At 45.6% G+C, this 11545-nt stretch carries 14 protein-coding genes; 5 read left to right on the top strand and 9 right to left on the bottom strand.

Annotated features, from left to right (window positions below; genetic code table 11):
- Positions 1–101: 101 nt before the first annotated feature.
- Together IGK85_RS01545 and IGK85_RS01540 are read left to right on the top strand one after the other, a co-directional pair.
- Positions 102–956 carry a helix-turn-helix domain-containing protein gene (locus IGK85_RS01545; protein WP_008376321.1) on the top strand — a complete coding sequence of 285 codons (855 nt, stop codon included), beginning with the start codon at positions 102–104 and terminating at the stop codon, positions 954–956.
- A 105-nt stretch (positions 957–1061) separates the two neighbouring features.
- Entirely contained in the window at positions 1062–1601 is a 540-nt protein-coding gene (locus IGK85_RS01540; protein WP_008376323.1) for a biotin transporter BioY, read from the top strand.
- A 91-nt stretch (positions 1602–1692) separates the two neighbouring features.
- On the opposite strand, the gene IGK85_RS01535 is transcribed toward IGK85_RS01540, so the two are convergent.
- From IGK85_RS01535 to IGK85_RS01510, 6 genes are all read right to left on the bottom strand, one after another.
- The gene (locus tag IGK85_RS01535; RefSeq protein WP_008376325.1) at positions 1693–2259 is read right to left on the bottom strand and encodes a nucleotidyltransferase family protein; all 567 of its coding nucleotides are present in this window, start codon (positions 2257–2259) and stop codon (positions 1693–1695) included.
- Positions 2260–2289: 30 nt separating this feature from the next.
- A complete protein-coding gene (locus IGK85_RS01530) occupies positions 2290–3039 on the bottom strand; it encodes a 3-oxoacyl-ACP reductase (protein ID WP_005232459.1) in 750 nt (249 codons plus the stop codon).
- Positions 3036–3257, bottom strand: coding sequence for a DUF2829 domain-containing protein (locus IGK85_RS01525; protein ID WP_005227147.1), 222 nt, complete (start codon positions 3255–3257; stop codon positions 3036–3038). Before IGK85_RS01525 ends, IGK85_RS01530 begins: the two co-directional genes overlap by 4 nt.
- An 85-nt stretch (positions 3258–3342) precedes the next feature.
- Complete coding sequence (locus tag IGK85_RS01520; RefSeq protein WP_005232461.1) at positions 3343–4236, bottom strand: metallophosphoesterase; 894 nt, start codon at positions 4234–4236, stop codon at positions 3343–3345.
- 1 nt (position 4237) lies between these two features.
- A complete protein-coding gene (locus IGK85_RS01515; protein WP_005232463.1) occupies positions 4238–4615 on the bottom strand; it encodes an iron-sulfur cluster biosynthesis family protein in 378 nt (125 codons plus the stop codon).
- 15 nt (positions 4616–4630) lie between these two features.
- Positions 4631–5200, bottom strand: a complete 570-nt coding sequence (locus tag IGK85_RS01510; protein ID WP_008376331.1) for a GNAT family N-acetyltransferase — start codon at positions 5198–5200, stop codon at positions 4631–4633.
- Positions 5201–5307: 107 nt separating this feature from the next.
- On the opposite strand from IGK85_RS01510, the gene IGK85_RS01505 reads away from it, so the two are divergent.
- Entirely contained in the window at positions 5308–5760 is a 453-nt protein-coding gene (locus IGK85_RS01505) for a YueI family protein (protein WP_005232467.1), read from the top strand.
- A 14-nt stretch (positions 5761–5774) separates the two neighbouring features.
- The gene (locus tag IGK85_RS01500; RefSeq protein ID WP_005232469.1) at positions 5775–6194 is read left to right on the top strand and encodes a hypothetical protein; all 420 of its coding nucleotides are present in this window, start codon (positions 5775–5777) and stop codon (positions 6192–6194) included.
- A gap of 71 nt (positions 6195–6265) precedes the next feature.
- Here the strand turns inward: IGK85_RS01500 and gshAB are convergent, their stop codons facing one another.
- Complete coding sequence (gshAB, locus tag IGK85_RS01495; protein ID WP_008376336.1) at positions 6266–8530, bottom strand: bifunctional glutamate--cysteine ligase GshA/glutathione synthetase GshB; 2265 nt, start codon at positions 8528–8530, stop codon at positions 6266–6268.
- Between the two features lie 244 nt (positions 8531–8774).
- On the opposite strand from gshAB, the gene IGK85_RS01490 reads away from it, so the two are divergent.
- Entirely contained in the window at positions 8775–9143 is a 369-nt protein-coding gene (locus IGK85_RS01490) for a BlaI/MecI/CopY family transcriptional regulator (RefSeq protein ID WP_005227140.1), read from the top strand.
- Between the two features lie 282 nt (positions 9144–9425).
- On the opposite strand, the gene ftsY is transcribed toward IGK85_RS01490, so the two are convergent.
- Both ftsY and IGK85_RS01480 read right to left on the bottom strand, forming a co-directional pair.
- Positions 9426–10718 carry a signal recognition particle-docking protein FtsY gene (gene ftsY / locus IGK85_RS01485; RefSeq protein ID WP_008376340.1) on the bottom strand — a complete coding sequence of 431 codons (1293 nt, stop codon included), beginning with the start codon at positions 10716–10718 and terminating at the stop codon, positions 9426–9428.
- Position 10719: 1 nt separating this feature from the next.
- Positions 10720–11538 (bottom strand): Cof-type HAD-IIB family hydrolase, encoded by an 819-nt coding sequence (locus tag IGK85_RS01480; RefSeq protein WP_008376341.1) that lies wholly within the window; start codon positions 11536–11538, stop codon positions 10720–10722.
- Positions 11539–11545 lie beyond the last annotated feature (7 nt).

Here is an 11545-nt window from a genome sequence, read left to right as displayed (position 1 = left end):
CAAGCTGTGATTGAGTCGGCATTTGCCTGCTCAATCACAGCTTGATTGCGTTTTCACCTTTTGAGAAACTATACTTAGAGCATGAAAGGGGGAATTCATTTATGAGTGAATTCAACATGAGAAAAATTGGTCAGCAGATCGCTACCAAACGCAAAGAAAAAAATCTGACCCAAAGCAACTTGGCAGACCAATTACTTGTCAGCTATCAAGCGGTCAGTAATTGGGAGCGGGGCAACTCACTGCCGGACATTGAAAAATTGCCGCAGCTAGCGGCGATTTTAGGCCTATCGATCGATGAGCTGTTAGGGAAGCCAGCAGCTGCGGTTCAACATTATCAAGCAGGAACCGCGCAGCCAAAAGAAATCGCCGAACTAGCTCCGCTGATCAAACCGCAAGAACTATCGGCACTGATTCAAGAAGAACTGTTTCAAGAATCTTCTTTAGACCTAGACTTATTGCCTAGACTAGCACCTCATTTGAATAGTGCTGACTTGCAGCACTTGCTTAATGGCGCCGAAAATATCCCAGAAGATGTCATGGAAGAACTCTTGCCGTTTTTGAAAAAGCCCCAAATAGAAGAGCTCCTTAAAGGCAACCACTATTCCATGGCTTTTTGGGAAGAGGCGGCGCCCTTTTTAACCCCCAACTTTTTGGCGGGAGAAATCAAAGGTTGGCTTGAAACCCCTGACTTTCGCTTTTCTGAGATTGAAGAACTGCTTCCCTTTTTACCTGCACCGTATCTGGATGAACTCCTGCTGACGGCCCTGGAACAGCCAAACGTTACCGCATCAGAACGCTTGTCTTATGATGAAATCGAAGAACTGCTGCCGTTTCTGACAGAAGCAACGATCTGCTGTCTCGTTCAAGCACTGCCCTTCTCAACAGATGAATTGGAAGAAATCGCCCCTTTCCTCTCCTCAAAGAACTTACTTGTCCTATTAAAAAAAGGACACTAAAAAAACAAGATTCTTCTTTACTTTTGGTAAACCACCGTTTATAATTTCGTTAACCAAATAAATCTTTTTTAGGTTAACGAAATTATTACTAGAGAGAAGGATTCGATGAAATTATCATTACGTGAACAAATCCATGCCGCATTATTTGCGATCATTATTGCTGGTCTTTCCCAATTGACGATTCCGTTAGGTTTGATCCCATTGACAGGACAAACCTTTGCGATTGGACTGGCGGTGACTTTCCTCGGCACGCGAACAGGAACGATGGCGATCATCATCTACTTGCTGTTAGGATTGATCGGTCTGCCCGTTTTCGCTGGTTTTTCCAGCGGTATCGGTGTTTTGTTAGGACCAACCGGAGGCTATTTAGTCGGCTTCCTCTTTAACGGATTGCTTACTGGATTGGTCGTAGAAAAAACGGCGTTTCGCTACACAGGAGCAGTGATCGGCAATATTGTCGGTGCGCTGGCAACTTTGTTGTTTGGTACATTATGGCTGAAATGGAGCACTGGCATGGCATGGCCGGCGGCTTTTAACGGTGGTTTTGTTTTGTTTATTATCCCCGGGATCATCAAAGCCGTTGCCGCAGCTTATCTAGGCATCTTTTTAAGAAACCGCTTGGCGCAACGACTGGCTTTGCGTTAATAAAAAACACTCGCGTCATATGCAGCGATTCCCATCAGTTAGCTTTTTCGTCTAACTTTTGGAAATCGCCACATCACGCGAGTGTTCTTTTTTAGTTGTCGATCTCTTCAATCAACAACTGCGGCCAAACTTTCTGCCACTGCTTCATCGCTTGGCGTTGTCGGTAAACCGCAAGGTACTGGTCATTTTGGGCGAAATGCGGTGTTGGACGCACCCGAAAACTGCAAACATCCTGCCAACCGAAAGGCGCCATCAATTCAATCTCGCCTTGTTTCATTCGTGCCGCCACCGCTGTACAACGCTCTGGAAACTTCGTTAAAGCATCGAAGGTACTTGTATAAGTGGGTTCCTCGGCAAAGTTGTGCTGGTGCATCAACGCTTGGTTTCGAACCTCCCAAGGAAATTCGGGAAACGAACGGCGCAGTTGCGCTTCGATCGCTGCTGTTTCTTCTAAGCTTACAGTCGGATCATAAAACACGACATCAATATCGGTTATCGGCACCTCCGCTATTTTTCCGCTGAGAAAACCCCATAAATAATTCCGCAGGTACCCGGCACACAGCCAGCAATCCGGAAGCTGTAACGCTTCAATGATCGTAAGCAGTTGTCGACATTCACGATTTTTTGCAAACAAGTTCTGGATCGCTTGTTCCTTCATTGGCGTCCTCCTCTAATGGGCTCAGGCTAGTTATTTCAAGGTCCAACCACCGTCGATGGGCACGATCGCCCCCTGCAAGTAACTAGCTTGCGGGCTGGCAAGAAAAAGGGTCAGCGCTGCAACTTCTTCTGGTTGCGCCCAACGCTTGACCGGCGTCTCCTCTGCCACCCATTGCGCCATTTTTCCGTCACCGGCAAAATCAGCCGCATTCATCGGCGTTTGAATCGCACCTGGCGCGATGCCCTTCACCGAGATCCCTTGATCTGCAACATCCAATGCCAACTGTTTGGTAAACCCGACGATCGCGTGTTTTGCGGTTGTATAAGCGATCCCACCTCCACCTGCGACCATTCCAGCGATCGACGCCATATTAATGATCGTTCCGCCACCATTGGCTTGCATCAGCGGCAAAATTTCTTTCGTTAAATAAAACATGCTGGAGACATTGGTTTGAAATATCTCCTCCCACTCCATTGATGTCGTCTCAGCGATCGTATGATAGCCATCTAGTTTCCCGGCTGTATTCAACAAGATCGTCATGCCACCAAAGTGTGTAACACAAGCTTGGACCGCTGCAAGACAATTTTCTTCCACCGCTAAATCGCAACACGTGCCGAAAAAGCGGGGCTGGGCTAAAAGCGTATCAGGAAACGATTGGCAGTCAACCCCAAATACTTGAGCGCCTTCTGCAAGAAACGCCTCTGCTTGCGCTCTGCCGATGCCTGAAGCAGCTCCTGTGACAAACACAATCGTTTTGTCATCGATCCACGATGCTGTCATTCCACGATTTTCCAATCTTCCGCAAGAATGTCGCAAACAGTCGGTGCGAAACTCGAGAATCCCTCATCTGCTGTTTTGATCAAAAAGTAAGGGGTGACTGGGGCATTGTCGTACACTTCCCCTTCAACGAATGTCACATAAAGTTCAAAACCGCCCCAACCTTCACGGATGATTTTTTTGCCGGCTTTTAATTCTGGTAAGATTTCTTCAAATGTCATGATTTTTCTCCTTTGGGTTTTTCTTCTAATGGTTTAAATTGCTTGGAAATTCAATTACGAAAACAAGCAGGACTCGGTTGCTGCGCTAATACGGCAGTAGTGTGATCGCTTGCGCCAATTCTTCTAAAAGATGCGTCGTTTTATAGTCCTCAAATGCCTCATGATGGTTTCGCAGCAGCGTCCGAACTTTCGTTGGCGAATATGCTTCTGCTAAGTGATTTTCCATAACGAACCGGCGGGTCAACTGCCATTCATAATAGTAGCCGAAGGGGCGGCAATAGTAGCTGGTTCCCGCAAGTTCTTTTTTCTCAAAGCGTCGATGGGTATGCCCAAAGACAACTGCCCGAACATTGGCGTAGCGGTCGATCACTGCGCCAAAATCGGGCGACCCTAAAAACGCATTTAGGTGGTTCCAGCGGGCATACTTGCCGGTCTGACGAACAATAAACGCTTCTTGGGGCACAAAATGGGTAGAAAGAAGAATTTCTTGGTCTTGCGGCAAACGGGCCAATGTTTCCGCTAAACGCTCATTGATGGCTTGGCTGATTTCCTTATCCGATCCCTTTCGCTGAATCATGCGGTCATACCAAAACAAATTTTTCAGCCGCAAGATCTCAGATTCACTGGTCAGATCAGAATATTGGTAGTCATACCAGCCATTGATTCCCAACAGCAGTGTTTTTTCTGATAAGCGATACGTCTGAAAATTAAGAAAGGCGGGATCATCGAAAGCCTCGATCTCTTGTTCCGTCAAGTCCACCATTTCATGATTGCCCCAGTGAAAGGTCGTTGGCACCTGTCGACTTTGAAAAAATGCGACCACGTCTAATAGCCTTTGCTTTTTATTCGCCACATCTCCTGCCAGATGCAGATGGGTCACCTGATTTTGCTGCAAATAATCAGCGATCAGCTGCAGATGGGGGTCGAATAATTGGTTGATATCGACGTGCAAGTCGCTAATAACCGCCAGCGTGCCCATATCAGCGGCCTGCCGTCTGCTTTTCGATCCGTAACAATTGGACATCATTAGCTAAGATCCCGCTATTTCCCACCAATTGCAACCGTTGATAGGTCGGTTCCACCTGCATCCGAGTCTGTTCTTCTAAATACACCTGAGCCCCTTGCTTCAACCAAATCGTGCCTAAGGGTGTCGTTAAAGGGGTGTCGTAGATCGCCAATCCTTCTTCTGGATAGCTCTGTGGCACGATGATCAGGCGAAAATGGATGTCCAAACGGCAGGTGATCTCCGTTGCAGGAAACGGACCGACGCCGTCTTCAAAATCCAAATAGAGACGATCATCTGGCTGTACATAAGAGGTTATTTTTTCAATTGCTGCTGGCTCAATGTTCAGTTCCATGACGAGAGCCCTCCTTTACATAATACGTTTTTTCCATTCCTCCAGCGTGATGCCGCGCGTGACTTCATCGATGATTTCTTCACCCGATTTGCGGGCAGCTGGGATCGTTGCTTCCAATTTCATCCCAATTTTCTCCATGACCCGTCCAGAATTGGGATTTCGAGCATCATGTCGAGCAAAAATCCGAATCAATTCGAGTGTTTCAAAACCAAAATGCAGCAGTGTCATTGCCGCTTCTGGCATGATCCCTTGCCCCCAGTAATCGCGACTTAATGTATAACCAAGCTCAGCGATCTCTTTTTCAGATTCCACCCGTAAATCGATGGTCCCGATCATTTTGCCTGAGTCTTTTTCTTCGATCGCATATTTCCCTAAGGGTGCAGCAACAAAATACTCGGCAATGCGCAGTTTTGTTTCGTCAACCGACCCATGTCTAGCAAAGACGAAGGTCGTCGTTTCTTCATCATTTGCATAGGCAAACATGTCTGCTGCATCCGCCAAGGAAACGGGGCGCAAGAGCAGCCTCGGTGTCTCCAACCGCTGATTTTCTGCTAATAATAGCAAATGTCGTTCTTTTGTTGTCATAGGATCCCTACTTTCTATCAGAACTCTCTCACGATCGCACCCCTCTTTTGCTATTTGTTGGATATGCTATAATAAGCATAAGTAAACGCTTTGAGGAGGATACTTCAATGTCAGACGAATTAGAAAAACGCCTTGATACAGGAATGTATGGGACGCCTCGCGTCAACCCAGATGAACAGCGCAAGTATTTAGGCACGTTTCGTGAACGGTGTTATCTTAGTATGACAGTAACAGAAATGAAGAAGAAGGACAACCAGAAAACGCTCTTGAACGCCTTACCAGATTATCAAGGTGCGCTCGTGCTGCTCAACGGAAAATTGCCAGAATCGATCCAGACCGATTACATCACTTTACTGACCAAACAACAGATGGAATTTCGGATCGTCTCCGATGCCCAAGATGCCGGTCCAGACAGTATCGGCTTGCTGATTGCCGGGAAAGAAGCCGTCAATCAAGACGTCATCGATATCGAAAAAAAATACCCTGCAGCTGCCGCTCCATCAGATAAAGAGCACGAACAACCAGAGAAAACGTCATTTTGGAAACGTCTTTTCCATTAAAAGGAGGAACTATCATGGAACAATCAACACCGCCCTACCTTTCATTAAAGAAAGAACTGCTTGATGCTTTGGATTTGCATATCGATTTGTTGAAAACGGCCCCTACGATCGAATCGAGCCATCTGGATGGCGTATTGTTCATGATGCGCAGCTTGGGTTTTATGCTGGATCGCGCTCCGAAAGTACTCCTACTGGAGGATCAGAATGAAATGAACTTTATGATGTTTCAATATTATAGCCTCCTGTCGGAACTGAAGTACAATCTCGTTTTAAACTTTCCCTATGCCTCGATTCAAGGCGTACCGTTATTGACCTTGATCCAACGTTTTCCTACCACGTATGAAAAAGAAATGAAACAATGGTGGGAAGCCCGAACGGGTCTCAAGGTGGAAGAAACAAAACAAACGATTGAGATCGCTGCTTTTGAATCCTAATAAAAAAGACTGCACACTTTCGAAGGGAATCACCTTCCAGAGTGTGCAGTTCTTTGCTCTCTAAGCTTCCATCAGCTTTCGAAGACTTCAGGGAACAACAGGCGTAAAACAGACATAGTTAAGCGTCGGCCTTTCCCGCTGTATGGATAAACGTGCATATGCATCGCTGGGTTGAAATTGGCTTCAATGATTCCATAAGCCCCCGGTTCATTGGCTGGCTTGGTTTTATCTGGAATAATCAGATCGATTCCACTGATAGACGCTTGTAATGCGGCGACCGCATCGACTGCTACTTGTTTGTAGTCATCGTTGAAGTCATCCGTTACATCGATAGAATCACCGCCAGTACTGATATTCGAGTTTTCTCGCAGATAAACGATCTGCCCTTCTTCCGGCACTGAATCAACTTGATACCCTTGCTCTTTTAACATCAGTTGTTCCAGTTCCCCTAATTGAATCAACTCTAATGGAGTCCGATGATGGGTGCCGCGCAATGGATCGAGATTTTTCTCTGCGACGAGTTCCGTGATCGTACGCTTGCCGTCACCCACGACATTGGCTGGGATACGTAATAAAATCGCATCGACTCGCCCATCGATCACGAAGAACCGATATTCCGTCCCTGATAAAAAGGTCTCAACGAGGATCGAATCATCTTCCGCAAAGGCAATGGCGACCGCCGCTTGATAATCCGCTAAAGAGGCGCCTTCTTTGAAAATCGAGATACCGATCCCATAGTTGGTGGTTTTCGGTTTTACCACAAACCCGCTGTGGGCGATTTGCGGATAAAACGCGATCGCTTCTTCTGTCGAAGCGAATTCAGCACCACCTGGTACATGAAAGCCATTTTCGGCTAAGATTTTTTTGGTGACCGTTTTATTCGCCATGATCAATGGGACGATGTACTGATCCTTACTAGTCATATTGGCATTTTTAACATATTCGATGTGGTCTTTCACGGCTAATTTCAAGAACTGATCCGTTTCATCCAGTACCGTCACTTCGATTCCTTTTTGGATCGCATCGAACAAGAGAATCTGGGTCGACAATTCCATTGCTCGAAAGCCAGCTAATTGATACGGTTTTTCCCAAGCAGCTTGATGATACTTTTGTCCCAGCAATGTTGCTGTCTGCGCTTGGCTAGTTGCTTGACTCGCTGAGAAAAGACGTCCGGCGAAGGTTCTTTCTGGTTCAGCCAGCATCACAGAAAGCTGATCCAAAAATGGCGGATGCGGCAGCTCAAGGGCTTGGGCAAAGTCCATCATTTCAGCAATCAGTGCTTGCGCTTCTTGCTGATAAGTCAATGGTGCAAGTGGGTGTTCTAATGCGACCTGATCATTTTTCTGATTGCCCTCTTCGATCCACGCATCGGCATCGCTGCCTTCTTCTTTTGTACTTAAAAACAATAAGAAGAAATGTAAGAACGCGACTTGCTCTTTGGAAATGCCATAGCGGGCAAAGGGATCGATATCGATATTTCTTAACTCAATATAACGGATACCAGCTGAGGCTAGATCTGCGACCCGTTTTCCCCCACGTAAACGCACTGGCGCATAAAATTCTTTTTCTTCTGAAAGCTTTCCTGTCTCCACTAAGTTGGCAATATCCGCAAGATAGGTCTCTAACGAAGCATAAGATACCTTGACGTCTTCGTGATTCGTGTAGCCATAACGGCTATTGCGAATACTGCGGACTGGTTCTTGCGGTCCGTTTTCTGTCGTAAAATAATTGGCTTCTGATGCAGGGGTCGCCCCAAAGAAATACGTCAAAAACCAGCGATAATGCAAATAATTGCGAGTTACTTTCAAATAAAGCGCCGTTTTAAAGGCTTGATAGCTTTCCTTCGTTTCAGATAAAGCATACAGTTGCTGCAAAAAGTCTTCCGCAAATTCAAAATTGAAATGTATCCCACTGACCATTTGCTTACGGCGACCATAAGTTTTGGCCAAATAGCGGCGGTAGAGCACATCTTCAAATTGGTCTAATTTAGCAATGACGATGTCTTCTTCTTTTTCTGGTAAAGCCGGTGGCATGCTCAAAGGCCAGAGCATTTCTTCTGCTGACATCGAACGATACGCCACATCATGAATAGCCCCTAAAAAACGGAACAATTCATCCACTGAATCAGCGACCGGCGTGATCAGTTCCAGTTGATTTTCCGCAAAATCTGTTTGGATATACGGATGGAAGCGCCGATTGCCCAGCGCTTTAGGATGATCGGTTCCCGCGAACGTCCCATCGAGCCGCACCCGTTGCGCTTCACGCTCAATCCCATAGCGTCCTTTCAATAAATAGGGAAAAAGCTCTTTATGTGATAACAATGTTTTTATTTTCATTCGACTGCCCTCTATGTTCTTCTACTATTTTTTTCTTATATTCTGTTTCTTTCCATCTATTATAGTGAAAAATGGTGAAAAATGCAGAAATTTGCTCTTCACTTGTAATATCTCTTACTAAAATTACCAAGAATTTATAAAATACTTGAATAAATTTGATATTTACCTTCAAAATAAAGTATACTGCTTATAGAACAGTAAATTATTATGTCCATATTACTCTTTTTGAAAGGAAGAATAGTGAATGAAGCCACTTAATCTTACCAAACGCGAACGTCAAATCATGAATATCTTCTGGAATTCAGACAAACCTCTTTCTGCAAATGACATTGCTGTCCAACAGCAAGATCTAAGCAAGAATACCATTCAAGCAGTCGTACGTAAACTAAAAAACCACGACTTATTGAAAGTAGCAGATATCGGCTACAGCGGTACTGTTTTGACTCGGTTGTATTCTCCGAATGTGACCCAAGAAGACTTCTTAGCAGCAGAATTGTCTGATCAATCTTTATTGAATTTGATTACGAACTTTATCGAAACCAACAAAGATATCGATACGTTGAACAACTTGGAAAAAATGATCACTGAGCGCCAAGGGGAACTTAAGAAATAATCTTTCCCCCTCGTTCAACTCGTTGTATTCTGCCTGATACTTCCCAAAGTTTTTAGACAGTGCAGAAGAAAACGAATCGTTCAAACTGCTTTTCCTGATTTTTGGCAAAGTCGTGCATCGCTGTACCCACATTTGCCACGCCAAGTGTTCTCAGCTTTCCGTCACAAGTCAAGCTCATGGAAAGAGACGACGACCCGTTTTCTCTTCCCTTTGATCTCACAAAAGCAACAATAAAGGAGAGCCATGTGCAGGTATTTGACCTGACACAGGGCTCTTCTTTTTTTATTCTTTGATCAAGCCTTTGAATAAGCCGACGACAAATTCATTTGGATCAAATGGTTCTAAATCGTTGATGCCTTCTCCAAGTCCCACTAATTTGACTGGCAGCCGCAGCTCGTTACGGATCGCCAAGACGATCCCTCCTTTAGCTGTGCCATCAAGTTTGGTTAAGACGAGGCCAGAAACATCCGTCGTCTCTTTAAACTGTTTTGCTTGATTCATGGCATTTTGCCCCGTTGTTGCATCCAACACGAGCAAGACTTCATGAGGGGCCGTTGGGTCCACTCGCTGAATGATCCGTTTGATTTTTTCTAATTCGTTCATCAAATTGACTTTGTTTTGCAAACGGCCTGCTGTATCTACTAATAAAACGTCAGCATTTTCTCGTTTTGCGCGCTCCATCGCATCAAACACAACCGCTGCTGGATCGCCTCCTGCATTGCCACGAACGACTTCAACCCCAGCCCGTTCACCCCAGACCACTAATTGATCGATGGCACCGGCACGGAAAGTATCCGCTGCAGCCAATAAGACTTTCTTGCCTTCGGCTTTGAATTGATGGGCTAATTTCCCGATGCTGGTGGTTTTTCCAACACCGTTCACGCCAACAAATAAAATGACGGTCAACCCCGGTTGCATGTTCAACTCGTTGACTTCACCGACACCCGCTTCCCCATATAGGTCAACCAGTTTTTCGATGATGACATTTTGGACATCTGCCGTTTTCTTCACATTACGCAATTTGACTTCTTGTCTCAATGCATCCGCGATCTTCATCGCCGCATCAAAGCCAACGTCTGCGCCGATCAGCGTTTCTTCCACTTCTTCGAAGAAGTCTTCGTCCACCGTACGGAAGTTGGCAAACAATTCGTTCATCCGTTGCCCAAAGGTTTTCCGTGATTTCGTCAACCCTTTGGTGTATTTGTCCTGCACACTTTCCGTCTCTGGCACTGGTTGAAGGATTGGTTCAGAAGCTGGTACTTCCTCTGATGGTGTATCCTTAGCCACTTCAACTGGAACACTTGGTGCTTCTTCTACTTTATTCGCTACCGTTGCTTCTTGCTGTGGAAAAGTTTCCGCAGTTTCTTGCTCTACATCCAAATCACTGGAGTCGGCGGCGTCTGCAGGTGCCACTGGTTCTGAAGCTTCATGTTCAGCAGGAGTTTGTGCTGGCTGTCTTTCTTCTGAACGCTGTGCCTCTGGTGAGTCAGCATCGACTATCGGTTTGTCGATTTCTTGCTCTGCTTCTTTGGTTTCTCCAATCAGCGCTTTTTTGATTTTGTCAAAAAATCCCATCTTACGCACCTCCTTTTAAGACATATTCTTCAATCACTGCTGCCACACCGTCTTCTTGATTTGAAAGGGTGACAACGTCAGCCGCTTCTTTAATGATTGGCACGGCATTGGCCATCGCTACGCCAATCCCTGCATAGCGAATCATCGGCAAGTCATTTTCTTCATCACCGATCGCCATCACTTCTTCTTGCTTGATCCCTAAATCTTGCGCCAATAGGCTGATACCATAGGCTTTGGTGATTCCTTTAGGCATAAATTCCAATAGGTTATTCCGGCTTTTGATGATTTCATATTTGTCGCGGATCTCTGAGGAAATCTCAGGGATCTTAGGATCCAAAACTTCCTGATGGTAGGCGATCACCGCTTTATTATAGAGCATCGATTCATCCAGATCAGCTACGGCAAAAGGACGACAATCCAATAAAGGATTCAAGGAGCCATAAATCGATGGATGCGCTGCTGAAGTGGGTAAACTCAAGACGATCTCTTCGGATACCACGTCTAGAGGCAAATTCAAGTCTTCCGCTACTGAAACCAATTCATGGATATCTGCCAGCTGCATCGCTGCTTTTTCAATGATCTCGCCGGTCTCATTTTTTTGAACCAAACCGCCGTTAAAGGTGATACTGTAGTCGCCGGGTTCTTTCAGCGATAATTCTTCTAAATAGGGACGGATCGCCCGCAATGGACGTCCGGTACAAATAACGATTTTCACGCCTTGTGCTTTAGCACGAGCAAGTACCTCTTTGTTGCGAGGAGTCACTTCTTTTTTGTCATTCAATAACGTTCCGTCTAAATCGATCGCAATCAGTTTAATCATACCATTC

Origin of the sequence: Enterococcus sp. AZ015 (assembly GCF_050499225.1) — a bacterium.
In the GTDB taxonomy this organism is placed as follows: domain Bacteria; phylum Bacillota; class Bacilli; order Lactobacillales; family Enterococcaceae; genus Enterococcus_D; species Enterococcus_D entomosocium.
The sequence above is the reverse complement of the archived record's forward strand: the minus strand, read 5'-3'. Positions and strand labels throughout refer to the sequence as shown.